The sequence below is a fragment of the Frondihabitans peucedani genome (genome assembly GCF_039537585.1).
GTDB classification, from domain to species: domain Bacteria; phylum Actinomycetota; class Actinomycetes; order Actinomycetales; family Microbacteriaceae; genus Frondihabitans; species Frondihabitans peucedani.
This window is the reverse complement of sequence record NZ_BAABAU010000004.1, coordinates 283,120-304,137: the sequence shown is the minus strand read 5'-3', so window position 1 is coordinate 304,137 and position 21,018 is coordinate 283,120. Positions and strand designations below refer to the sequence as shown.

At 70.1% G+C, this 21,018-nt stretch carries 28 protein-coding genes and 1 tRNA gene; 20 read left to right on the top strand and 9 right to left on the bottom strand.

Translation table 11 applies throughout. The features are described from left to right. The first annotated feature begins 64 nt into the window (after window positions 1-64). The 4 genes from ABD733_RS14860 to ABD733_RS14845 all read left to right on the top strand — a co-directional run bounded on the left by ABD733_RS14860 (window position 65) and on the right by ABD733_RS14845 (window position 2,631). A complete protein-coding gene (locus tag ABD733_RS14860; RefSeq protein ID WP_344797600.1) occupies window positions 65-280 on the top strand; it encodes a hypothetical protein in 216 nt (71 codons plus the stop codon). 41 nt (window positions 281-321) lie between these two features. Continuing rightward, window positions 322-1,137, top strand: coding sequence for an NAD(P)H-binding protein (locus ABD733_RS14855; protein WP_344797598.1), 816 nt, complete (start codon window positions 322-324; stop codon window positions 1,135-1,137). Between the two features lie 640 nt (window positions 1,138-1,777). Then, a complete protein-coding gene (locus tag ABD733_RS14850) occupies window positions 1,778-1,903 on the top strand; it encodes a hypothetical protein (protein ID WP_344797596.1) in 126 nt (41 codons plus the stop codon). Window positions 1,904-2,049: 146 nt separating this feature from the next. After that, on the top strand, window positions 2,050-2,631 hold the full coding sequence (locus ABD733_RS14845; RefSeq protein ID WP_344797594.1) for a 3'-5' exonuclease: 582 nt from the start codon (window positions 2,050-2,052) through the stop codon (window positions 2,629-2,631). Window positions 2,632-3,066: 435 nt separating this feature from the next. Here ABD733_RS14845 and ABD733_RS14840 read toward each other — a convergent pair. The 4 genes from ABD733_RS14840 to ABD733_RS14825 all read right to left on the bottom strand — a co-directional run bounded on the left by ABD733_RS14840 (window position 3,067) and on the right by ABD733_RS14825 (window position 5,021). Beyond that, a tRNA-Gly gene (locus ABD733_RS14840) sits at window positions 3,067-3,137 on the bottom strand. 341 nt (window positions 3,138-3,478) lie between these two features. After that, complete coding sequence (locus ABD733_RS14835; RefSeq protein WP_344797592.1) at window positions 3,479-3,862, bottom strand: hypothetical protein; 384 nt, start codon at window positions 3,860-3,862, stop codon at window positions 3,479-3,481. After that, window positions 3,859-4,422: an Asp23/Gls24 family envelope stress response protein gene (locus ABD733_RS14830; RefSeq protein WP_344797590.1), complete on the bottom strand. Its 564-nt coding sequence runs from the start codon at window positions 4,420-4,422 to the stop codon at window positions 3,859-3,861. The genes ABD733_RS14835 and ABD733_RS14830 overlap by 4 nt, the downstream gene beginning before the upstream one ends. Further along, entirely contained in the window at window positions 4,419-5,021 is a 603-nt protein-coding gene (locus ABD733_RS14825) for an RNA polymerase sigma factor (RefSeq protein WP_344797588.1), read from the bottom strand. Before ABD733_RS14825 ends, ABD733_RS14830 begins: the two co-directional genes overlap by 4 nt. A gap of 180 nt (window positions 5,022-5,201) precedes the next feature. On the opposite strand from ABD733_RS14825, the gene ABD733_RS14820 reads away from it, so the two are divergent. Genes ABD733_RS14820 through ABD733_RS14800 form a run of 5 tightly spaced genes read left to right on the top strand, consistent with a single transcriptional unit; the run spans window position 5,202 to window position 7,672 of the window. Further along, window positions 5,202-5,702 (top strand): Asp23/Gls24 family envelope stress response protein, encoded by a 501-nt coding sequence (locus ABD733_RS14820; protein ID WP_344797586.1) that lies wholly within the window; start codon window positions 5,202-5,204, stop codon window positions 5,700-5,702. After that, window positions 5,699-5,890: a DUF2273 domain-containing protein gene (locus ABD733_RS14815; protein ID WP_344797584.1), complete on the top strand. Its 192-nt coding sequence runs from the start codon at window positions 5,699-5,701 to the stop codon at window positions 5,888-5,890. The genes ABD733_RS14820 and ABD733_RS14815 overlap by 4 nt, the downstream gene beginning before the upstream one ends. Continuing rightward, a complete protein-coding gene (locus ABD733_RS14810) occupies window positions 5,887-6,435 on the top strand; it encodes an Asp23/Gls24 family envelope stress response protein (protein WP_344797582.1) in 549 nt (182 codons plus the stop codon). The genes ABD733_RS14815 and ABD733_RS14810 overlap by 4 nt, the downstream gene beginning before the upstream one ends. Continuing rightward, complete coding sequence (locus tag ABD733_RS14805; RefSeq protein ID WP_344797580.1) at window positions 6,432-7,061, top strand: hypothetical protein; 630 nt, start codon at window positions 6,432-6,434, stop codon at window positions 7,059-7,061. The genes ABD733_RS14810 and ABD733_RS14805 overlap by 4 nt, the downstream gene beginning before the upstream one ends. After that, on the top strand, window positions 7,058-7,672 hold the full coding sequence (locus tag ABD733_RS14800) for a hypothetical protein (protein WP_344797578.1): 615 nt from the start codon (window positions 7,058-7,060) through the stop codon (window positions 7,670-7,672). The genes ABD733_RS14805 and ABD733_RS14800 overlap by 4 nt, the downstream gene beginning before the upstream one ends. Window positions 7,673-7,699: 27 nt before the next feature. On the opposite strand, the gene ABD733_RS14795 is transcribed toward ABD733_RS14800, so the two are convergent. After that, window positions 7,700-8,674: an NAD(P)H-quinone oxidoreductase gene (locus ABD733_RS14795; RefSeq protein WP_344797576.1), complete on the bottom strand. Its 975-nt coding sequence runs from the start codon at window positions 8,672-8,674 to the stop codon at window positions 7,700-7,702. 144 nt (window positions 8,675-8,818) lie between these two features. Here ABD733_RS14795 and dcd point away from each other — a divergent pair, with 144 nt between their 5' ends. Next, the gene (gene dcd / locus ABD733_RS14790; RefSeq protein WP_344797574.1) at window positions 8,819-9,421 is read left to right on the top strand and encodes a dCTP deaminase; all 603 of its coding nucleotides are present in this window, start codon (window positions 8,819-8,821) and stop codon (window positions 9,419-9,421) included. 37 nt (window positions 9,422-9,458) lie between these two features. On the opposite strand, the gene idi is transcribed toward dcd, so the two are convergent. After that, window positions 9,459-10,034: an isopentenyl-diphosphate Delta-isomerase gene (idi, locus tag ABD733_RS14785; protein ID WP_344797572.1), complete on the bottom strand. Its 576-nt coding sequence runs from the start codon at window positions 10,032-10,034 to the stop codon at window positions 9,459-9,461. Window positions 10,035-10,053: 19 nt separating this feature from the next. Here idi and ABD733_RS14780 point away from each other — a divergent pair, with 19 nt between their 5' ends. From ABD733_RS14780 to ABD733_RS14735, 10 genes are all read left to right on the top strand, one after another. Next, the gene (locus tag ABD733_RS14780; RefSeq protein WP_344797570.1) at window positions 10,054-11,157 is read left to right on the top strand and encodes a polyprenyl synthetase family protein; all 1,104 of its coding nucleotides are present in this window, start codon (window positions 10,054-10,056) and stop codon (window positions 11,155-11,157) included. After that, window positions 11,154-12,032 carry a phytoene/squalene synthase family protein gene (locus tag ABD733_RS14775; RefSeq protein WP_344797568.1) on the top strand — a complete coding sequence of 293 codons (879 nt, stop codon included), beginning with the start codon at window positions 11,154-11,156 and terminating at the stop codon, window positions 12,030-12,032. The genes ABD733_RS14780 and ABD733_RS14775 overlap by 4 nt, the downstream gene beginning before the upstream one ends. After that, on the top strand, window positions 12,029-13,687 hold the full coding sequence (gene crtI, locus ABD733_RS14770; RefSeq protein WP_344797566.1) for a phytoene desaturase family protein: 1,659 nt from the start codon (window positions 12,029-12,031) through the stop codon (window positions 13,685-13,687). Before ABD733_RS14775 ends, crtI begins: the two co-directional genes overlap by 4 nt. A 9-nt stretch (window positions 13,688-13,696) precedes the next feature. Then, a complete protein-coding gene (locus tag ABD733_RS14765) occupies window positions 13,697-14,062 on the top strand; it encodes a lycopene cyclase domain-containing protein (RefSeq protein ID WP_344797564.1) in 366 nt (121 codons plus the stop codon). Beyond that, entirely contained in the window at window positions 14,059-14,454 is a 396-nt protein-coding gene (locus ABD733_RS14760; protein WP_344797562.1) for a lycopene cyclase domain-containing protein, read from the top strand. Before ABD733_RS14765 ends, ABD733_RS14760 begins: the two co-directional genes overlap by 4 nt. Next, window positions 14,451-15,437: a prenyltransferase gene (locus ABD733_RS14755; RefSeq protein ID WP_344797560.1), complete on the top strand. Its 987-nt coding sequence runs from the start codon at window positions 14,451-14,453 to the stop codon at window positions 15,435-15,437. The genes ABD733_RS14760 and ABD733_RS14755 overlap by 4 nt, the downstream gene beginning before the upstream one ends. A gap of 126 nt (window positions 15,438-15,563) precedes the next feature. Continuing rightward, window positions 15,564-15,839, top strand: coding sequence for a hypothetical protein (locus ABD733_RS14750; RefSeq protein ID WP_344797558.1), 276 nt, complete (start codon window positions 15,564-15,566; stop codon window positions 15,837-15,839). Window positions 15,840-15,858: 19 nt separating this feature from the next. Then, window positions 15,859-16,296, top strand: a complete 438-nt coding sequence (locus ABD733_RS14745) for a phage holin family protein (protein WP_344797556.1) — start codon at window positions 15,859-15,861, stop codon at window positions 16,294-16,296. Beyond that, complete coding sequence (locus ABD733_RS14740) at window positions 16,271-16,570, top strand: DUF3618 domain-containing protein (RefSeq protein ID WP_344797554.1); 300 nt, start codon at window positions 16,271-16,273, stop codon at window positions 16,568-16,570. The genes ABD733_RS14745 and ABD733_RS14740 overlap by 26 nt, the downstream gene beginning before the upstream one ends. Window positions 16,571-16,676: 106 nt before the next feature. Further along, the gene (locus tag ABD733_RS14735; RefSeq protein ID WP_344797552.1) at window positions 16,677-17,834 is read left to right on the top strand and encodes a YihY/virulence factor BrkB family protein; all 1,158 of its coding nucleotides are present in this window, start codon (window positions 16,677-16,679) and stop codon (window positions 17,832-17,834) included. A 45-nt stretch (window positions 17,835-17,879) separates the two neighbouring features. Here ABD733_RS14735 and ABD733_RS14730 read toward each other — a convergent pair whose 3' ends face one another. The 3 genes from ABD733_RS14730 to ABD733_RS14720 all read right to left on the bottom strand — a co-directional run bounded on the left by ABD733_RS14730 (window position 17,880) and on the right by ABD733_RS14720 (window position 20,989). Next, the gene (locus ABD733_RS14730) at window positions 17,880-18,641 is read right to left on the bottom strand and encodes a VOC family protein (RefSeq protein WP_344797550.1); all 762 of its coding nucleotides are present in this window, start codon (window positions 18,639-18,641) and stop codon (window positions 17,880-17,882) included. Window positions 18,642-18,720: 79 nt separating this feature from the next. Next, complete coding sequence (locus tag ABD733_RS14725; protein ID WP_344797548.1) at window positions 18,721-19,518, bottom strand: isocitrate lyase/PEP mutase family protein; 798 nt, start codon at window positions 19,516-19,518, stop codon at window positions 18,721-18,723. Between the two features lie 178 nt (window positions 19,519-19,696). Next, window positions 19,697-20,989 carry a GNAT family N-acetyltransferase gene (locus ABD733_RS14720; protein WP_344797546.1) on the bottom strand — a complete coding sequence of 431 codons (1,293 nt, stop codon included), beginning with the start codon at window positions 20,987-20,989 and terminating at the stop codon, window positions 19,697-19,699. Window positions 20,990-21,018: the final 29 nt, after the last annotated feature.

Here is a 21,018-nt window from a genome sequence, read left to right as displayed (position 1 = left end):
TGTGCGTGAACGCAAATAATAAGGTCTACGGTGAAAGGAAGACACCCTCGGTGAGAAGGATGGGATGACATCAGGCAAGGACCTTCGAGTGGAGCGGATGCTCGGCGCAAGGCTCAGTGCGGAGCGAAGCATCGGGGGCATGCATCGAGAGATGCTCCGAGAGGCCGCGTTGCTCCGCCTGCAGGTCCTCCACGTGGTGCATCAAGTCAACATCCAGGAAATTACCAACCAGGAGGCCGAAGAAATCTTCCGGAAAATTGATCTCCAGGCGAACGGATAAGCCAGCTCGTGAAAAATCATCACACGTCTCCCTCAGACGCCATGAAGCTCACGGTTCCGACCTCTCTTCGGATCGGCATCGCAGGAGCAGAACGCCCCTTGTGCGCCAGCATCTCCCGACTCCTCGGCAGTCAAGGCGTCCACCACACAGTCCTCGTCGAAGACGACGGCTCGATCCCTCGGGGGCTCCCGCGCGCTTCCACAGCCCCGATGCGCCTCGATGAACACCTACCCGCCTCTAGCCCCTTGGCGAACCTCGACGTCTTGGTGCTCGCTCCGGCCGCTCCGGCCCCGGACGGTTTCACAAGGCAACTTGAAATCGTCGACGCCGCAGCCGCCGCAGGTGTTCGCCACTTTGTCTACGTCTCTATCCTCAACGCGACGGACGACGCTCTTTACACCGGTGCCCGCGACCACTTCCGGGTCGAGCAACGCATTAGGCAAACTGGGGCCCAATTCACGATCCTCCGCCCCACGCTGCTCCTTGAACGCGCAGCCAACCTGCTCGCCCCCACCGGACACATGTACGGACCCGGCGGGAACGGGACCGCCACACTCCTGCCGCGGCAGCAGCTCGCTCAAAAGACGGTCCGCGTTCTGGCAGACCTGGACGCCTACGCCGGACAGACCCATCCGATTACGGGGCCTGAGGCCTTCACGCCGAAACAAATCGCAGCACAACTCTCCGGCCAGGAGGGACACCCCATCCACTACCACCCTGAAGATGCGGAAACGGCATTCATTCGCCTCGTGGACTATGCGGTGCCGCCCTGGAAGGCCGCCGCCGTTGTAACCCTCTACGAAGCGCTGACGGCGCAACAGTTTGCACCTATTTCACCTGTACGAGCTTTGCCCTGAAGCCTTCGATCTCACCCACGATCACGTGAACCCAACGCCGTCTGCCGCAGTTGAGTGAAGTGGCGCCTTCGAAGCCTTGACGGCCGCCCGCAGCGGACTCGACATGGGCACAGGACCCATCGCTCTCCCGCTGTTTGTCGTGATCTCCGTCCTCGTCCTTGGCTTGTCGCTGCAAGGCCGGCGGCGGGCGATAGAGCCTTCCGGGATAGCGGCTGAGCGCCGTCGGAGCGCGGCACGAAACACTGAGAGCTCGGCCTCGCAACCCGGAGGGACGGCAGAGCTCCTCAACCCAGCATCGCTTTAGTCAGGCCATTCGTCGGGAAGAGCTGCACCGGGCAAGTCGCCCAACGCGTGTACCTCCTCGCGCTATTGAATGAGCTGTCACGCAGAAAGTTCCACCTCCGGCTGGTCGCCGTCAGCCGAAAGAACGGGAGCCCCATCTTTCCTTTCACTCGAGTATTGGACATGATGATCTGGTGCTAACGGTCGCCGACTACATGCGCGAGGTGATCCCTCGCGTGTACTTGCCCGTCCTGCGCGAGCTCCGACGAAGGACGAGCTCGAGACCCTGAAGCTCTCCATTCGAGATTCCGGCTCCGACACGTGGCCAAATGACGCAGCCGAACTTCCGCCCGATGCAGTGATCGGCACCGACGAAGAGATGCTTGCCGTCGAGGTTCACGGCGAACTTCAACTCTTTTGGCTCGCCTCGTCGATGACCGACGAAGAGAACCGCGAGCGGTTCTACTCCGACCTCCAGGACTGACGCCTACCCGCTGGCAGTTCCTGCGCGCCTCGGTCGCGCCAGGCCCGGACGACCTGTTCATCGCGCAGGACTCCCAGCAGAGAATCTACGGGCGCCAGGTCGTGCTCGGTCGATACGGGATCCAAATCGTAGGACGCTCCAGAAGATTGACCCTCAACTACCGAACCACCGCCGAGAACCTAGCTTTTGCGGTCGGCATCCTCTCAGGTGCGGAGTTCGTCGACATGGAAGACGCCGACGCGGTCAGCACTGGCTACCGGTCGGCCCGGCGTGGGCCGGCCCCGATCCTGCATGGTGTTCCGGACCTCCGCGCAGAACTCGATATGGCCGCCCGGCTCGTCTCCGAGTGGCTGGGCACCGGTGCCGCGCCGGAGACCATGGCCGTGCTCGTCCGGGACGCCCGAGTCCGGGACATCGTGTCCCGCGGGTTGCGGGACCGAGGCGTCCGGATGCTCGAGGTGGACAGCGGGGAGCTGGGGACCGGGCTACCCGTCGTGATGACCATGCACCGCGCGAAGGGCACCGAATTCCTGAACGTGCTCCTCTTCGGTGTGAGCGCGTCCGCGCTGCCGAGCCAAGCCGTCCTGAGCGGGCTCTCGGACATTGAGCGCGACGACGCGCTACTACGCGAGCGTTCCCTGCTCTACGTAGCCGCGACGCGCGCACGCGACCAGCTTGCGTGCACCTGGAGCGGGCCTCGATCGCCGTTGGTGCCGTTGCTGTCTTGAGCGGGTAGGAGCCCCGGGGTCACTGTCCGCGGTGAAGAGAAGCGATCGGGACACACTGGACTTAGATACTCCTAGGTGGGGCGTTCACCTCTCTCGCGACATCCAATTGCCAAACGCCACTGCGGTGGTCCCCGGGCCGAGTGCAAAGCGAACGAGGCGCACCAACTAAAAGCGTCGTAAGTGCCTGCCGTGGTCAGAGCAACGGTGGACGGCGCGGCTTCAGCAGGTCTCGCTCAGAAACCATCGCTCCCGCGAGAGGTGGCACTAAATGAGCATCAACCCCGACGCTCAGGATTCGACAAGCGAAAACAGTTCCGGTTGCTTCGCACGCCAATCCAAGCCTCGCGTCGTTTCCATGCGGTCGCCAGAGTCTCAACTAAGTTGAGACAAGTCTCACCTGCCTTGAGAAACGACAGCCTGAGACGGATGAAAGAGAGCGAATGACGGGAATCGAACCCGCGCTACCAGCTTGGGAAGCTGGAGTTCTACCATTGAACTACATTCGCGAACCGCACCCGGGGGCGTCGGTGCGTCAATCATACCGAAGGTCGCAGAGTGCGCGATCCGTACCGCTGCCGTCGACAATTCAGGACCCGGGCCGTCGCTACGCCCTAGTGCCCCGGCTGCCGTGTGCCTGCATCCTGAATTGCCGACGCGCCGACGATCCGCTTCCGCCGAGCCCGACAACCGGACGACCTGACGCGTGACGCCCTGACGACCAGCGCGCACCCGTCGCGTCGACAACTCAGGATGGAAGCCGCGCAGGGCACAGCAGAACGACCGACACGCGGCCTGCATCCTGAATTACCGACGCGACAGCAAGCGAGCTGCCCGAGCAGCCCCAGCCTCAACCGACGGAGACGATCCTCACGTCGACCCGCGGTGCCGGCAGCACGGTGAGCGCGAGCCGCTCCAGGATCGCGGCGGCCACGGCGCGCACGACGACCGGCCCGCTGTGGTCGTGAGCGACGACCACGTCGAGCTCGACGAGCGTCTCCGCGTCGCTGATGGTGAGAGAGACGCGAGGCTCCGGCCCCGACGGCCCCGAAGCCCCCGCCGACGCCTCCGACCCCCCGGGACGCATCGCCGCCAGCCCCTCGACCACGCGCCGCGCGAACCGCCCGATCCCGAGCCTCGGCTGCACCCGCAGCACGCCCGGCACGGCGGCCACGACGGCGTCGAGCTCCTCGGCAAGTGCGCGCGTGGCCGCTGGGTCGACCCGGGGGCTCACGACTCCGCTCCCGCCTCGAGCAGGTGCACGTCGCCCACGACGATGTCGACCGCCTCGACCTCGAGCTCGGTCTGGCGGAGCAGCGCGAGCGACACGGCCTCCCGCACCTCGTCCGCCATCACCGGCACGTACTCGCCGCGGAGGGCGCTGATGGTCACCTCGACGCGCACGGGCGTCCCGACCGCCTGCACGTCTCCGTCGAGCGAGCACGAGATGACGACGGCGCCGGGCACCGAGTCGCCGGCCTCGCGGATCAGCCCGCGCACCGCCCCCTCGGTCATGTGGAGGGTCACGGTCCCGACCGACTCGAGGGGGATGTCGCGCCCCGACCGCGCCTCCTGCCGCACCCGCTCCATCACGGAGCCGATCCAGCCCGGGTCGGGCTCGGGCGCCTCGGCGGCGTCCTCGGCGACGATCCTGCTCGACAGGCTCCGGAGCCGCTGCAGGGACGCGAGCTGGCTGGCGTTCTCGGGGTCGTCCTCGATCGTCGGGTCGTAGGGCACCCGGCCCGAGTCGAGGTAGTCCGCCAGCCGTTCGAGCGTGACCGTCGGGTCGCTCATCGCCATGCCTCCATCTCTCTCGTCAGGTTCTCGCGCGCTCGGGCCAGCTGGCCGCGCGCTGCTGTCTGGGTGATTCCGAGGTGCTCGGCGATCTCGCCGTACGACTCGCCGCCGACCTCGCGCAGCAGCCACGCCTGGCGCTGCAGGGAGGGGAGGGCGTCGAGCGCTCGCCGAAGGTTGGTCATGGCGTCGGCGGAGGCGGCGAGGCGCGCAGGATCCTGCGCATCCGTCACCGGCAGCTGAGCCACCACCGCCTCGTCGTCGACGTCGGACACCGGCTTCCGCGAGCGCATCAGGTCGAACGCCTTCCGGGAGACGATCCGCATCATCCAGCCGCGGACCGCGTCCGGCGTGGTGAGGGTCGGCAGCTCCCGCCAGATGGCGATCGACGCCTCCTGCACGGCGTCGGACGCGTCGGCCCGCGAGCTGGTCAGTCTCGTGGCGTACGCCGTCATCAGCGAGAGGTGCCGCCGCAGCAGCGTCTCGAAGGCCCGCTCGTCTCCGTCGGCCGCGCGCCGCGCGAGGAGCCCGTCGCTCGCCGCGTCGAGCTGAGCCGCCGTCTGGGCGGGCGTCAGCAGCGGGCGGGCGGCGGTGGTCACGAGTGCAGTCAACCGGATTCCCGCTGCGAACACACCCGCGAACCGGCTGAAAAAGTTTTTTCGACGAATCGCGTGACGTTTGGGGAGCAGAATCCGTCTCATCCCCAGGCTGCATTTCATCGAGCCGCAGGATCCCCCCGATCACCTCTGGCGAGACAGTCGAGACGAAGGAGCACCACCATGGCCGACAAGACCACCCCCGCTACCCCGAAGACCACGACCACGACCACCGCGAGCCGCGTCGACCGCGTCGCGACACCCGTCACCACGACCCAGACGGCGTCGCTCGGAGTCGCCTCGGGCAAGACCGTCATCGCGGACGGCGTGATCTCGAAGGTCGCCGGCATCGCCGCGCGCGAGGTCCCGGGCGTCTTCGCTCTCGGTGGCGGCGCCGCCCGCGCGTTCGGCGCCATCCGCGACGTCATCGGCTCGACCGACCTCTCGCAGGGCGTCCGAGTCGAGGTCGGCGAGACCCAGGTCGCCGCCGACGTCACCATCGTCGTCGAGTACCCCGCCCCGATGAACGCCGTGGCCGAACAGGTCCGCGCGGCCGTGGCCCAGGCGATCGTCGACCTCGTCGGCATGGAGGTCGCCGAGATCAACGTCGCGATCAACGACGTCCACATCCCCGGCGAGGACGACGACCAGCAGCAGGCTCCCGCCGAGAGCCGCGTCCTGTGAGCGCCACCACCACCGGCATCGCGGTCGGCGCCGTGCTCGGCGTCGTCGCGGTCGCGTTCGGCTTCTGGGCGTTCGTCCTGGTCGCCGTGTTCATCGCCGTGGGCGCCCTCGTCGGCAGGATCGCGTCGGGCAGGCTCGACGTGTCGAGCCTCGTCGACGTCATCCGCGGACGGCGCTCCTCGTCATGACCGACCATCGCGCCGCGCCAGGCCCTCGCAGCACGCCAGGCCCCGGCAGCACGCCAGGCCCGAGCGCCGCGCCGGAGCCCCGCGCCGGCCTCCAGACCGCCGGGCCCGACGACGGCGTCGGTCCGGCCCCTGACGGACGGTCGTCGGATCCTGATTCTCCGACGGCCGTCCTCGACCACTCGATCACCCCTCGCGACGTCCCCGGTCGCGAGCCGGTGATCCCCGGCCACATCAGCATCGCGCCCCGCGTCCTCTCGAAGGTCGGCGGGGCTGTCGTCGCTGAGACCCTCGCGGTGCCGCGGCACGACGTGCGCGTCGACGCGCACGACGAGGAGGGCAGCCTCGCTCTCAGCGTGAGCACGCCGATGACCATCCCCGCCCTCACCCGCGATCTCGTGGTGCCCCCGGGCGGCGTGCTCGGGACGATCCGCTCCCTTCAAGACACCGTCACGCACCGCCTCCTCGAGATCACCGGTCGCGCCGTCTCGCGCGTCGACGTGACCGTGACCGGGAGCCGCCTCGAGAAGACCGGAGCCCTCCGATGACCGCCACAGAAGCACGACCGACCCCGTCCGGCGCGCCCGAGATGCCGAGCGTCCCCTCGAGCCTGTACCGCAGGATCCTGCGGCGCGAGACCCATTCCTCCCGCTCTGGCGCAGCCATCGTGGTCCTCGTCCTCCTGGCCCTAGTCGCCGGGTACGTGGGTGTCGAGGCCGTCTACGCCGCCCTCGGCCTCCCGGCGCTGCTCTTCTCGCCAGTCGACGTCCTGGCCTCCCTCCTGTCGGCGGCCACCGGCCAGGCCGGCCTCGTCATCGCGGTCGGCATCGTGACGGCTCTCGCGGGGCTGCTCCTCGTCGTCCTCGGCATCACGTCGGCCCGCCGAGGCCGCCACACGATCGACGACCCGCGGGTCGCCGTCGTGGTCGACGACCAGGTGATCGCCGCGGCCCTGTCCCGGAGCGCCCGCATGGCCGCCGGCCTCGCGCCCGGCCAGGTCAGCACCTGGGTGTCGCGCCGCGACGCCCGCGTGACCATCACTCCGGCGTCGGGGGTCCGCGTCGACGTGGAGTCCGTCCTCGCCGCCGCCCGCGACGAGCTCGAGGCGGGGGGCTACCAGCCCGCCGTCACCCCGGACGTCCGCCTGACCAGCTCCGGGAGGCTCGGCGCATGACCATCTCGAACCGCATTGCGAACCGCCTGTTCCTCATCGTCGTCGGGCTCGTCGCCCTCGCCGTCGGAGCCGGCCTCGTGCTCGTGGCCGTCCCCGGCGGAGGCTTCGCGCGCGACGCGCTGCGCACTGCCCGCGACGCGCAGGCCGACGCCCTCGCGCACACGCCCTTCTCGGCGGCAGGCGTCGACGGCTCGCGGAGCTACCTGCCTTGGCTCCTCGCGATCATCTGTCTCGTGCTCGTCGTCGTGACGCTCGTCGCCGCCGCGACCCGCGGCCGCGGCCGCATCGACCGCGTCATCGAGTCGGACGACGCGACCGGCAGCATCGTCGTCTCGTCGCGATTCGCGGAGACCGCCCTCGTCGACGTGCTGGGGTCGCGCCGCGACGTGGCGCACGTGAGCGTCGCCGCCTACGAGCTGAAGGGCGAACCGGCGCTGAAGGTCAAGCTGCGCATCACGGCAGGATCCTCGCCGACCGACGCCGTCGAGGCCGCCTCCGTCGCCGTGCGCGGGCTCGACCTCGTGCTCGGCACCGGCAGGCCGCTGCCCGTGCTCGTCGAGGTCACCGGAGCGTCGCCCGCGCGGCCGGGAGCCGACTCGCGCGTCCGCTAGGGCCGATAGTCGTTCCGTCGTGGCGGATCAGACCCGCAGCAGCAGCTTCCCGATGTGCCCGCCGTCCTCCATGCGGCGGTGCGCGTCGGCGGCGTCGTCGAGCGGGTAGACCCGGTCGACGATCGGTCGCACCCGGCCCGACTCGACGAGCGGCCAGACGTTCTGCCGCACTCCTGCGATGATCTCCCGCTTCTCGACAAGAGGCCGCGCCCGCAGCGTCGTGCCCCAGATGCGGCCCCGCTTCTGCATCAGGGCGCCGAGCTGGAAGCTCGACGCCTCACCCGACTGGTTGGCGATGACCATGATGCGCCCGTCGACGGCGAGGGCCTGGATGTTGCGGGCGAGGTAGTCGCCGCCGACCAGGTCGAGGATCACGTCGGCGCCGCGCCCGCCGGTCTCGCGTGCGACGACCTCGACGAAGTCCTCCTGTCGGTAATTCAGGCTGGAAGCACCGAGGCTCTCGCAGAACGCGACCTTGTCGGCGGAGCCCGCGGTCGCGATCACGCGGGCGCCGAGCGCGGTGCCGAGCTGGATCGCCATGGTGCCGATGCCGCTCGTTCCGCCGTGGACGAGCAGGGTCTCGCCCTCCTGCAGGCGGGCGTTGAGGTAGACGTTCGACCAGACGGTGGCCGCGACCTCGGGGAGTCCCGCGGCCTCGACCAGGTCGACGCCGTCCGGGACCGGCAGCACGAGGCCCGCATCGACGGCCACGCGCTCGGCGTAGCCGCCGCCCGGGAGAAGCGCGCAGACGCGGTCGCCGAGCCTCCATCCTGAATTGCCGTCGCCGACGTCCGAGATCGTGCCCGACACCTCCATGCCCGGCCACTCGACGGAACCGGGCGGCGGCGGGTACGTGCCCTGCCGCTGGCCGATGTCGGCGCGGTTGAGGCCGGCGGCCGCCACGTCGATGACGACCTCGCCGGGCCCCGCTGTGGGGTCGGCGGCTTTGCCCGGGACCAGCACCTCGGGGCCGCCCGGTCGGGAAATCAGGATGATGCGCATGACCTCGATCCTGCACCCCCGTGCCTGCGGGGGAGTCGCGCCGGCCGCGCGGCCTGCATCCTGAATTGTCGACGCGACGCAGCGGGACCCGGCCCGGCCAACCCGGCGCGACCGGCCCCGCCCGCCGGTCACTAGGCTGGCCGCGTGCTGCTCTCCGACCGCGACATCAAGGCCGAGCTCGACCTCGGGCGGATCGGGCTCGACCCGTTCGACCCGGCTCTCATCCAGCCCTCGAGCATCGACGTCCGTCTCGACCGGTTCTTCCGGCTCTTCGACAACCACAAGTACCCCTTCATCGACCCGGCCGAAGACCAGCCCGAGTTGACGCACCTCGTCGAGGTCGATCCCGACGAGCCGTTCATCCTGCACCCGGGCGAGTTCGTCCTGGGCTCGACGTACGAGCTCGTAACCCTTCCCGACGACATCGCGGCCCGCCTCGAGGGCAAGTCGTCGCTCGGCCGCCTGGGGCTCCTCACGCACTCCACCGCGGGCTTCGTCGACCCGGGCTTCTCGGGCCATGTGACCCTCGAGCTGTCGAACGTCGCGACCCTGCCGATCAAGCTGTGGCCGGGCATGAAGATCGGGCAGATCTGCTACTTCCGCCTCTCGAGCCCGGCCGAGAACCCCTACGGCTCCTCGGTCTACGGCTCCCGCTACCAGGGCCAGCGCGGCCCGACGGCGAGCCGGTCGTTCCAGAACTTCTCGCGGACTGACACGCGGTCCGCGCCGTCGTCCGCCCGCGACTGAGCGACCCCGCCGCCACAGCCGACGCCGACGCCGCCGACTACGAGCGCGGCCACGCCTCCAGCTGCCAGCCGAGCCACGGGCTCCACGCGAACGGTGACGCTGCGACGGCTGCCCGCAGGTCGTCGGGCGCGATCCACGCCCATTCGGCGACCTCCGAGGCGGAGGGCGACGGGTCGCCGACCGCGACCGCGGTGAAGACGGGGCAGATCTCGTTCTCGACGACGCCCGAGGCGTCGACGGCGCGGTAGCGGAAGTCGGGCAGGATCGGCTCCACCCGCTCGACCTCGAGGCCGAGCTCCTGGAACGCCCGCCGGGTGAGAGCTTCCTGGGGAGTCTCGCCGGGGCCGGGGTGCCCGCAGAACGAATTGGTCCAGACACCGGGCCAGGTGGCCTTCGAGAGGGCCCGCCTGGTCACCAGGATGTCCCCCGTCTCGGGGTGCGCGACGTGGCACGAAAAGGCCAGGTGAAGCGGTGTATCGCTCGTGTGGACGCTCGCTTTGGGGTACGTTCCGACCGGATTTCCGGCCTCGTCGACCAATACCACGAGCTCGTCGTGCACCGTGGCGAGGGCGGCGTCGTCGCCCTGGGGAAAGGCCTCGGGTTCAGTGTTCATTACGCTGTAGTCTCGCAGGATGGACGGTGATCACCTGCTCGCAGAACGGCGAGCCGGAGCCGCGAAGTCCGCGGGTGACACGCTCGACACTACTGTGCGGGTCGACCGCGTCCTCGCCTCGTTCTTCGCCGCCGCCAAGCGACGCGCGACCGCCCTCGGCCCCCGCTACGTCGACCTGTGGACGGTCCTCGAGCGCAACTCGGTCGGCGGCAAGCGGTTCCGGCCGCGGATGGTCGTCGCCGCGTACGAGGCTCTCGGAGGCCGAGACGAAGAGGCGTGCGCTCTCGTCGGGGCCGCGTTCGAGCTCCTCCACACCGCGCTGATCGTGCACGACGACGTCATCGACCGCGACTTCTCCCGCCGGGGCATCCCGAACGTCTCCGGCAGCTACCGCGACACCGCGACCACCGCCGGGATCGCCTCGCCCGCCGCCGAGCACCGCGGCATGTCGGCCGCCCTCATCGCCGGCGACCTCGCTCTGACCGGCGCCAGCCGCCTCCTCCTCGACGTGTCGTGTACGCACGAGGTCCGCTCGGGCCTGCTCGAGCTGCTCGACGAGGCCATCTTCGCCAGCGCCGGCGGCGAGCTCCTCGATGTCGAGCTGGCCCTCGCGCCCGAGGTCCCGACCGTGCAGGAGGTCCTCGACATGGAGCGCGCCAAGACGGCCGTGTACTCCTTCGAGGCGCCCCTGATGGCGGGGGCGATGCTGGCCGGCGCCGATCCTGCGCTCATCGACGCCCTCGAGGAGTTCGGCCGCGAGGTCGGCATCGCCTACCAGATCGTCGACGACCTCCTCGGCGTCTTCGGCACCGAGAGCGCGACCGGCAAGACCACTCTCGGCGACCTCCGCGAGGGCAAGCGCACAGTGCTGATCGCGGCCGCGGCCACGACCGACGACTGGTTCGCGATCCAGCCGTTCATCGGCAAGGCCGATCTCACCCCCGACGAGGCCGACCACGTGCGCGCCAAGCTCGAGGTCTGCGGCGCCCGCGCCCAGGCCGAGCGCCTCGTCGACGAGCACACCGAGCGGGCTCTGGCCGTCCTCGACCGCGACGTCGTGCCGGCCGATCTCCGCGTGGTCCTGCGGCCCGTCGTCGACACGGTCCTCGAGCGAGACCGATGACCAGGCTCGCCCTGTACGACCGCGTCGCCCAAGAGACCTCGAGCGGCGTGATCCGGCGCTACTCGACGTCGTTCGGCCTCGCCTCGCGCCTCCTCGGCACCGGCGTCCGCCAGGACGTCGAGAACATCTACGCCCTGGTGCGCGTGGCCGACGAGATCGTCGACGGTCCGGCCGGCGAGTCGGGCGCCGACAAGGCCGAGTGCGGCAGGATCCTCGACGACTTCGAGCGCGAGACCGAGCGGGCGATGCGCGACGGCTTCAGCACGAACCTCGTCGTCCACGCGTTCGCCATCACCGCCCGCCGCGCGGGCTTCGGTGTCAAGCTCACCGCCCCGTTCTTCGCCTCGATGCGGAGCGACCTCGACCAGACCGAGCACGACGCCGAGTCGTTCGACCGCTACGTGTACGGGTCGGCCGAGGTCGTCGGGCTCATGTGCCTCCGCGCGTTCTTCGAGGGCCGCTCGTACGACCCGGCCTTCGTCGCCCGGCTCGAGCAGGGCGCCTGCGCCCTCGGGGCCGCGTTTCAGAAGGTCAACTTCCTGCGCGACCTCCACGACGACTTCGAGACCCTGGGGCGCAGCTACTTCCCGGGCGTCGACCCGTCGTCGTTCTCCGACGCGGAGCGCGACCGCCTCGTCGCCGACATCGACGACGACCTCCGGGTCTCGGGCGACGTCATCTCCGACCTCCCCGCGTCGTCCCGCCGCGCCGTCGCGCTCGCGCACGGCCTCTTCGCCGAGCTCAACCGCCGCCTGGCGGTCACCCCCGCGACAGAGCTCATGCACACCCGCATCCGCGTGCCCAACCCGGTCAAGCTGCGCATCGCCGCGGCGTCCGCGGCGGGCCGCATCACCCCCGTCGGAGCACACTCATGACCAGTCCGTCCGTCACGCGAAACGGTTCCCGCGTCATCGTCATCGGCGGGGGCATCTCGGGCCTCGCCTCGGCTGCGCTGCTCGCGAAGGAGGGCCACGAGGTCACCCTGCTCGAGAAGGGCCCGACGGTCGGCGGCCGCGCGTCGTCGTGGGAGGCCGACGGGTTCCGCTTCGACCTCGGCCCGAGCTGGTACCTCATGCCCGAGGTCTTCGACCACTTCTTCAAGCTCATGGGCACCTCGGCCGCGGAGCAGCTCGACCTGGTTGCGCTCGACCCCGGCTACCGCGTCTACTTCGAGGGCGAGACCGAGCCGGTCGACATCCCGCAGGGCCTCGACGAGAACCTCGCGCTGTTCGAGAGCATCGAGCCCGGGTCCGGCGAGAAGATGCGGCGCTACCTCGCCTCGTCGCGCGACACCTACGACATCGCCAAGAAGCGGTTCCTCTACACGTCGTTCCGGAGCTGGGCGCCCCTCCTCCGCCGCGACGTCGTGACGCGCCTCCCCACGCTCGGCCGCCTGCTCCTCGAGAGCCTCGACTCGCTCGTGTCGAAGACGGTCCGCGATCCGCGTCTCCGCCAGATCCTGGGCTACCCGGCGGTGTTCCTCGGCTCCTCGCCCTTCGAGACGCCGAGCATGTACCACCTGATGTCGACGCTCGACCTCGACGACGGCGTCCTGTACCCGCAGGGCGGCCTGACGACCGTGATCCAGCGGATCGCCGCCCTCGCCGAGGAGGCCGGAGTCAGGATCGTCACCGACGCGACGGTGACGCGCATCCGCACCTCGGGCGGGCTCCGGCCTCGCGCGACCGGTGTCGACTGGTCCGACGCCTCCGGGGCGGTCCGGGCCGAGTTCGCCGACCTCGTCGTCTCGGCAGCCGACCTGCACCACACCGAGACGGCGCTGCTGCCGACCGAGCTGCAGTCGTACGGCGAGTCGTACTGGGCCTCCAAGAACCCGGGGCCGAGCGCGCTCCTGATGTATCTGGGGGTCGAGGGCGAGCTCCCCGAGCTCGAGCACCACACCCTCCTGTTCTCGCGCGACTGGAACGACAACTTCTCGCGGATCTTCCACGAGCCGAAGAGCATCCCCGAGCCGCCGTCGCTGTACGTCTGCAAGCCCTCGGTCGTCGACCCGTCGACCGCGCCGGAGGGGCGCACGAACCTCTTCGTCCTGGTCCCGCTCCCCGCCGACCCCGCCATCGGCTCCGGCTCGCTGCCCGCGGGTTATCTCGGCGACGGGTCCGGTGCGGGCGAGCCGGGCTCTGCGCGTCTCGAGGAGATCGGCGACGCCGTGATCCAGCAGATCGCCGACTGGACCGGGGTCCCCGACCTGGCCTCCCGAGTCGTCCTCCGCCGCACGCGAGGCCCCGGCGACTTCGTCGACGACTACAACTCGTGGTCGGGCAGCATGCTCGGCCCCGCGCACACGCTCGCGCAGAGCGCGATGTTCCGTGCCGGCAACGTCTCGAAGAAGGTGCGCGGCCTCTTCTACGTCGGCGGGTCGGTCCGTCCCGGCATCGGCCTGCCCATGTGCCTGATCAGCGCCGAGGTGCTGCTCAAGAACCTCCGCGGAGACACCAGCACCGAGCCGCTGCCCGAACCCGTCCCGGCCCCCGCTCCCGCGCGGCGCGACCCCGTGGCACAGGGCTGAGGCTCGCCGGTGGGAGTCCTCTACCTCCTCGGTCTGCTCATCGCTCTCACCGGCATGGTGGTGCTCGACCGGCGGTTCCGGCTGTTCTTCTGGCGCGACCGGGTGCGTGCGGCCGTGATCCTGATCGTCGGCGTCGCGTTCTTCCTGGCCTGGGATCTCGCCGGCATCCGACTCGGGATCTTCTTCCGGGGCGAGACGTCGTTCATGACCGGCTTCCAGGTCGCCCGCGAGCTGCCCCTCGAGGAGCCGTTCTTCCTCGCACTGCTCTGCTATCTCACGATGAACCTGGCGGCCGGGGTGCCGCTGCTCGTCGACGCGGCGGCTGGCCGAGCCGGCCTGCGGGCACCGGCCGACCGGGCGGAGGGTCGACCGTGACCTACTGGGGGCTCAACGCCGTGTTCCTCGCGGTCGTCGCCGTCGTCGGGATCGCCGCGGTCGTCGTCCACGGTCGGCGGAGCGCAGGATCATCGCCCGACCGGCGCCGGCGCGCCCGTCTCGCGACCGTCCTGGTCGCCGCGATCCTGCTCGGCATGACGGCCGTGTTCGACAACGTCATGATCGGCATCGGCCTCGTGGGCTACGACGCGTCGAAGATCAGCGGCGTGTTCGTCGGAATCGCGCCGCTGGAGGACTTCTCGTACGCGGTCGCGGCGCTGATCCTGCTGCCGTCGCTCTGGGTCCTGCTGGGTGGCAGGCGGAACGGCGCGGGGCGCGACCGCGCTGGGCACGATGCCGTGGGGCGCGACAGTGCGGGGGAGCGGGCATGAGAGAGACGCTCAAGGCGCTCTTCGCCGTGTCGAGGCCGCTCAGCTGGGTGAACACGGCGTTCCCGTTCGCGGCGGCGTACATCCTGGCGACTGCCGGTACTCCCGGAATGCCCCGCCGCTTCGCCGAGTACGTCCCCCTGAACAGCGTCGACCCGTCGTCGGCCATGTCGTCGTCGCTGCACCTCTCGTACGACTCGTTCGACTTCTCGCAGGTGAACTGGGTCGTCGCGATCATCGGCATCCTCTACTTCCTGATCCCCTACAACCTCGCGATGTACGGCATCAACGACGTCTTCGACTACGAGAGCGACCTCCGCAATCCGCGGAAGGGCGGCGTCGAGGGAGCGATGCTCGATCGGCGGTTCCACGCGCCGATCCTGCGGGCGGTCGTCATCACGAACGTCCCGTTCCTGATCTTCTTCGTGCTCGCAGGATCACCGCTCAGCTGGCTCGTGCTCGCCGTGAGCGTCTTCGCCGTGGTCGCCTACTCGCTGAAGGGCCTCCGCTTCAAGGAGCGCCCGCTGCTCGACTCGCTCACCTCGAGCACCCACTTCACGAGCCCGGCCGTCTACGGTCTGGTCCTGGCCGGCGCGACGTTCACCCCGCAGCTGTACGCCCTCCTCGGGGCCTTCTTCCTCTGGGGGATGGCGAGCCACGCGTTCGGAGCCGTCCAAGACGTCGTCGCCGACCGCGAGGGCGGCATCGCGTCGATCGCCACGGTGTTCGGCGCGCGCGCCACCGTCCGCTTCGCCTTCGCGGCCTATGTCCTGGGCGGCGTGCTGATGCTCTTCACCGAGTGGCCTGGGCCGCTCGGCGCGATCCTGGTGATCCCGTACGCGGTGACCGTCGCGCCCTGGTGGAACGTGGCCGACGCCGATGCGGAGGGAGCGAACCGGGGCTGGCGGAGATTCCTCGCGCTCAACTTCGTGAGCGGATTCCTGACCACGATGCTGCTGATCTGGTGGGTCGCGATCGGTCGCTGACGAGAGCACCGGGCGGCCTCCCGGCGTACCCCGGATCATGAGCGACCGCCACGGATCTGGCCGCTCCGCCGCGGTCGGTGCCACCGTAGAGTGACAACGCACCACCTCACCCCCCAAGGAGAACCCATGAAAGGCAAGATCCTGTTCGTCGCCGGTCTCGCGGCCGGTTACGTCGTCGGGGCCCGCGCTGGTCGTCAGTCCTACGAGAAGATCAAGCACCGTGCCGACAAGGTCTGGCACGACCCCAACGTGCAGCGCGGCGTCACCAAGGCCGAGGACTTCGTCGCCGAGAAGGCGCCGATCGTCGGCAAGAAGGTCCAGGAGGGCGTGACCGACGCGGCTCACGCAGCCACCGAGAAGGTCAAGTCGGCGACGTCCAAGTCCGACTCGTCCAGCTCCTGAAGCACGACCGCCCCTGACGATGTTCGGCAGCCGCACAGACAATCCCGAGCAGCCGCAGCGCGCCTCCATCGGCTCGCTGCTCAGCTCGCTCCCCGACCTCATCCGACGCCTGATCCGAGGTGAGATCGCTCTCGCGAGGGCGGAGCTCACCGCGAAGCTCAAGGCGGCGGGGGTCGGGCTGGGGATCCTCGCGGCTGCCGGCATCCTCGGCTTCATCCTCCTCGAGGTCCTGATCGCCGCCGCCGTCCTCGGCGTGGCGACGGCCCTGCCGGCGTGGCTCGCCGCGCTGCTGGTCGCAGCCGCACTCCTCGTCATCGTCGCGGTCCTCGCCCTCGTGGGCGTCCGGGCGTTGAAGCGCGGAGTGCCTCCCGTTCCTGAAGAGACCATCAAGAACGTCAAGAGCGACGTCCGCGCGATGAAAGGGGAGTCGAATGACCCCGCCGAAGAACGACTCTGACCGCGCAGGATCGAGCGACGAGAAGGCCTCGAAGCCGTCCCTCCCCGAGACGCAGCGCGATGTCTCCGAGACCCGCGCCGAGTTCGCCGCCACCCTGGACGAGCTCGAGGAGCGCCTGAACCCCAAGATCCAGTACCGCCGTGCTCGCGCGGCCGTGACGAAGCGCGTCTCCGACGACCCGAAGGTGCTCGCCGTCGCCGCGGCCGGAGCAGCCGGCCTCGCAGCGGCCGTCACCGGCATCGCGAAGCTCGCCTCGCGCGCCGGGCGTCGCTGAGCCCCTCTCTTCGCTGACCCCCTCTCTTCGCGGAGCCGCCGACCTGGCTCACCGCAGCGCCCCTCACCAGGGCGCCCTTCAGACACCGATCCACCCGGAGGACCCCATGGCCCGGACCGCCCACGCCGACATCGCGGACGACCCCACCCGCGACCCCGAAGACCCGAGCAAGCCCGACAGCCCGACGGACCTCACCAAGCGCACCTGGGGCTACACCTTCAAGAAGACCCTGCGGGAGTTCTCCACCGACGGCTGCACCGACTTGGCCGCCGCTCTCACTTACTTCTCCGTGCAGGCGCTGTTCCCCGGTCTCCTCGCCGTCGTGTCGCTGCTCGGCCTCTTCGGGCAGGCGGGCAACACGACGAAGCAGGTGCTCGACCTCGTTCAACAGCTGGGCGGCAAAGACATCGCCGACTCGCTCCGCGGCCCCGTCATGTCGCTGACCTCCTCCCCGGCAGCGGGCGTCACCTTCGTCGTCGGTGTCGTCGGAGCCATCTGGTCGGCGTCGGGCTACGTCGGCGCCTTCGGGCGCGCTCTCAACCGGATCTACGACCGCACCGAGGGTCGTCCGATCTGGAAGCTCCGTCCGACCAACCTGCTGGTGACCGTCATCGCGGTCGTGCTCGTCGTCCTGGCCGGGCTGATCCTGGTGCTGAGCGGTGACATCGCCCGGACCATCGGCGACTTCGTCGGGCTCGGAACGGCCGCCGTCGACGTGTGGCTCATCGTCAAGTGGCCGGTGCTGGCCGTCATCATCGTGCTGGTGGTCGCCGTCCTCTACTACTTCTCGCCGAACGTGAAGCAGCCCAAGTTCCGCTGGATGAGCATGGGCGCCCTCCTGGCGATCCTCGTGTGGGTGATCGCCTCGGTCGGCTTCGCCTTCTACGTCGCCAACTTCTCGCACTACAACAAGACCTACGGCGCTCTCGGCGGGGTCATCGCCTTCCTCCTCTGGCTCTGGATCACGAACAACGCGCTCCTCTTCGGCGCCGAGTTCGACGCCGAGACGGAGCGCGGCCGCGAGCTGCAGTCCGGCATCCACGCGGAGGAGGACATCCAGCTGCCCCCGCGCGACACCCGCCAGAGCGACAAGAAGGCCGCCAAGCACGAGGAGGACGTCCAGGACGGCATCCGGCTCCGCGAAGCGTCGGAGGCCGATCGCGAGAACGACGGCGACGGCGACAGGGACGGCAAGAAGGGTCGCCGCTCCAAGCGCGGCGACAAGGAGAAGAATCCCGTCGACAACCCGGCCGACTTCGTCTGAGCGCTGCTCAGCGGCGCCGAGCACGAGCGACGCGCGCCGAATCGCTCAGGCGATGATCTTGAGCAGCGCCCCGGTCGTGTCTCTGAGGGTGCTCATCCGCCCGAACGGAGTGTCGACGGGCTCGTCGACGATCGCGCCGCCGAGCTCGACGGCCCGCGCGGCAGCGGCGTCGGCATCGGCGACGTTGAAGTAGACCAGCCACGCCGCAGGATCGCCGGGCGTCCAGTACCCGCTGGCGTCCATCACGCCCGCGTACATCTCGCCCTCGTGCGTCAGCTGCGAGTACCGGAAGTCGGCCCCGCCCGGCATCGACACGGTCGTCCAGCCGAAGGCCTGCTGGTAGAACTGCACCTCGTCGTCGAAGCTGGTCGTGTGGAGCTCGAACCACGCGGGCGCGCCCGGTTCGGCCAGTGCCTGGAAGCCGGTCATCTGCGCGGGGTTCCACGCGCCGACGACGGCGCGGTCGGCATCCTGCGCCAGGAGCATCGTCCCCATCGGACCGACCTGCTGCGGGCCCATGAACACGAGCCCGCCGGCGCCCGTGACCGCCTGCCCCGTGGTCTCGGCGTCGTCGGTCTGGAGGTAGACCGTCCAGGAGTCGGGCACGCCCTCGGAGGCCCCGCCGATCATCCCCGCCACCCGGCGGTCGTCGAGGGAGAACGTGACGTAGCCGCCGAACTCCGATCCGCCGTCGGAGGAGGTCCAGCCGAAGAGGCCCTCGTAGAACGCCGTGGAGGCAGCGGTGTCGTGGCTGGTGAGGTCGATCCAGATCGGCGCACCGGTGGGGTAGAACGAGGGCGTGGGCACGGTGTCTCCTGTCGTCAGCGGGTCGATGCCGCTGACACTAGAGCATCCCGAGAGCGCGCGGGGAAGTTCTCCACAGGCTCTAGAAGGCGAACCCCAGCTCGCCCGGGTACTCGCCGCGAGCGGTGAGCGTCTCGGCTGCCGCGCGCAGGTGCGCCAGGGTGATCCCCATGGTCCCGGGGCCGAAGCTGACGCGCGACACGCCGAGCTCCGCGAGCCGTGCGAGCGGCACCGAGCCCGGGCCCGAGATCACCGACACCCGGCCGTGGATCTGCTCGACCGCGTCGGCGACCTGCTGCTCCGTCTTCAGCCCGAGCACGAAGGCGACGTCGGCCCCGGCGTCGAGGTACGCGTTGGCCCGCAGGATCGCGTCGTCCCACGCCTCGGGGTCGCCCGCGAGCGCGTCGACGCGCGCGTTGATCACGAGCGGGACGCCGGCGCGGTCGCCCGCGGCCCGCGCGGCGGCCACCTTCGACACCTGCGTGTCGAGGTCGTACAGGTCGGCCTTGTCCCGCCCGCGCGAGTCTTCGAGGTTCAGGCCGGCGGCGCCCGCCTCGATGAGGCGCAGGACGTTGTCCCGGGTGCCCGCGGCATCCTGCGCGTAGGCCTTCTCGAAGTCGACCGACACGGGCAGGTCGACCGAGCGCACGATGAGCTGAGCCGCGGCGAGGGCCTCGTCGATGTCGAGCCCCTCGCCGTCCTCGACGCCGTGCGCCTCGGAGATGGAGTGGCTCGCGGTCGCCAGCGCCTTGACGCCGGGCGTGCCCGCGACGATGCGGGCGGTGATGCTGTCCCAGACGTTGGTCACGATCAGCGGGTCGCCGGGCACGTGGAGGGAGCGGAGGAGTTCGGCCTTCTCGGCCGTGGACTGGATCGACATGCCCCCAGCCAACCAGTCCGCGCTCCTCGCCGCCAGCGCCCGCCGCCCGCCTCTCTCTCGTCTCCGCGCGGCGAGAGGGCCGAATCGCACGGTCTCGGCCGCAGAAGCGTGCGATCCGGCCCGCTCGACGCGACGAGCCGGCAGGACCGGGCAGGATGGCGCGGCCGGGCGAGAACGCCTAGAAGTCGGTCACCCCGTAGACCGGCCGATCCTGCGCGAACATCCGCGTGGCCTCGCCGAGCGCGCCCTGGCGGTGCTCGGCGACGAGCCCGGCCGAGCCGAGGAGGCTGGCCGACACCCCGCCGAGGTACAGCGTGGCGAGGGTGGCCGCGTCGAGCTCGAGGGCGGCCGGAGCGTTCTCGCCGACGCGGGTCGCGTGGCCCGCGCCGTCGGTGACGTCGAGACGGAAGGTGCCGTCGGCGTGGCCCAGCTTGTCGTGCACCCGCAGCGTGAGCGACCCGTCGTGACCGTACGGGCGCGCCGACAGGGCGGCCGGAGCATCGAGCACGCGCAGCCACACGTGGTCGGACTCGCCGACGGTCTTCAGGTCGCGACTGCCGGCGAGGGCGTGCAGCAGCGGGTTCTCGACGGGGGCCCGGCTCCAGCGGATCTCGTCGACGAGGTCGATCGCGCCGAGGAAGTCCCAGAGCCCGAGGAACGCGTCGCGCGTCGGCGCCACCAGGTCGCCGACCTTGAGCACGGAGAGCGGGCCGTCGGACACCATCGAGTACAGGACGTAGCCGTCGGCCGGAGCCCCGGGCGACGGCACGTGGATCGCGGCGCGGACGTTCTTGTCGGGCTTGGCGGTGCCGTAGTCGAGCCCGTTGTAGGCGTTCGCGTACTGACCCTGCCGGTCGACGGATCCGGGGGTCGTCGCGTGGAACTGGGCGAAGACGCGCGGCGCCACGGTCGCCAGCTCGGTAGGCGAGGCCATCTCGACGCGGCCGCCGGGCTGCGCGAGCAGCGCGAAGGGCGATCGTCGGTCGATCACGATGCTGCGCTTGCGCGTCGCCGGGCCGAAGCCGAAGCGCCGGTAGATCGTCGACTCGCTCGCGGTGAGCGCGGCCAGCGCGTGGCCCGAGGCCGCGGCTGCCGCGAGCCGGTCGGTCATCAGGTGCCGGAGCATCCCGCGGCGGCGGTGCGTGGCGCGGACGGTGACGTCCGAGACGAGGTAGGAGTCGACGAGCGCCCCGCCGCCGACGTTGATCGACTTCGTGTAGCCCGCGTAGGTGCCGACGGGCCAGTCGTCGCCGAGTGATCCTGCAACCGGGTTCCTGGCGTAGACGCCGGTGAACACGCGCCCGTCGTCGATCGCCCCGATGGCCGACTCGCGGACGGAGTCGGGGTCGCTGTCCTCGTGGAAACCGATGCGCGTCGCTGCGAGCCACGCCTCGGTGGCCTGGTCGGGCTTGCCGTCGACAAGGCTCGGAGAGAAGGTGCGCACGACGTAGTCGTCATCGAAGGTGGCCATTCCTCCAGCGTAGAGGGCCCGCCGACCGC

Excerpts from the sequence above, each read along its gene's own strand:
- ABD733_RS14860 (WP_344797600.1), top strand. The coding sequence starts at position 65 with ATGACATCAGGCAAGGACCTTCGAGTGGAGCGGATGCTCGGCGCAAGG.
- ABD733_RS14855 (WP_344797598.1), top strand. The coding sequence starts at position 322 with ATGAAGCTCACGGTTCCGACCTCTCTTCGGATCGGCATCGCAGGAGCA.
- ABD733_RS14830 (WP_344797590.1), bottom strand. The coding sequence starts at position 4,422 with ATGAGCGACCCGACGGTCACGCTCGAACGGCTGGCGGACTACCTCGAC.
- ABD733_RS14820 (WP_344797586.1), top strand. The coding sequence starts at position 5,202 with ATGGCCGACAAGACCACCCCCGCTACCCCGAAGACCACGACCACGACC.
- ABD733_RS14810 (WP_344797582.1), top strand. The coding sequence starts at position 5,887 with ATGACCGACCATCGCGCCGCGCCAGGCCCTCGCAGCACGCCAGGCCCC.
- ABD733_RS14805 (WP_344797580.1), top strand. The coding sequence starts at position 6,432 with ATGACCGCCACAGAAGCACGACCGACCCCGTCCGGCGCGCCCGAGATG.
- ABD733_RS14800 (WP_344797578.1), top strand. The coding sequence starts at position 7,058 with ATGACCATCTCGAACCGCATTGCGAACCGCCTGTTCCTCATCGTCGTC.
- ABD733_RS14795 (WP_344797576.1), bottom strand. The coding sequence starts at position 8,674 with ATGCGCATCATCCTGATTTCCCGACCGGGCGGCCCCGAGGTGCTGGTC.
- idi (WP_344797572.1), bottom strand. The coding sequence starts at position 10,034 with ATGAACACTGAACCCGAGGCCTTTCCCCAGGGCGACGACGCCGCCCTC.
- ABD733_RS14780 (WP_344797570.1), top strand. The coding sequence starts at position 10,054 with ATGGACGGTGATCACCTGCTCGCAGAACGGCGAGCCGGAGCCGCGAAG.
- ABD733_RS14775 (WP_344797568.1), top strand. The coding sequence starts at position 11,154 with ATGACCAGGCTCGCCCTGTACGACCGCGTCGCCCAAGAGACCTCGAGC.
- crtI (WP_344797566.1), top strand. The coding sequence starts at position 12,029 with ATGACCAGTCCGTCCGTCACGCGAAACGGTTCCCGCGTCATCGTCATC.
- ABD733_RS14755 (WP_344797560.1), top strand. The coding sequence starts at position 14,451 with ATGAGAGAGACGCTCAAGGCGCTCTTCGCCGTGTCGAGGCCGCTCAGC.
- ABD733_RS14750 (WP_344797558.1), top strand. The coding sequence starts at position 15,564 with ATGAAAGGCAAGATCCTGTTCGTCGCCGGTCTCGCGGCCGGTTACGTC.
- ABD733_RS14745 (WP_344797556.1), top strand. The coding sequence starts at position 15,859 with ATGTTCGGCAGCCGCACAGACAATCCCGAGCAGCCGCAGCGCGCCTCC.
- ABD733_RS14740 (WP_344797554.1), top strand. The coding sequence starts at position 16,271 with ATGACCCCGCCGAAGAACGACTCTGACCGCGCAGGATCGAGCGACGAG.
- ABD733_RS14735 (WP_344797552.1), top strand. The coding sequence starts at position 16,677 with ATGGCCCGGACCGCCCACGCCGACATCGCGGACGACCCCACCCGCGAC.
- ABD733_RS14725 (WP_344797548.1), bottom strand. The coding sequence starts at position 19,518 with ATGTCGATCCAGTCCACGGCCGAGAAGGCCGAACTCCTCCGCTCCCTC.
- ABD733_RS14720 (WP_344797546.1), bottom strand. The coding sequence starts at position 20,989 with ATGGCCACCTTCGATGACGACTACGTCGTGCGCACCTTCTCTCCGAGC.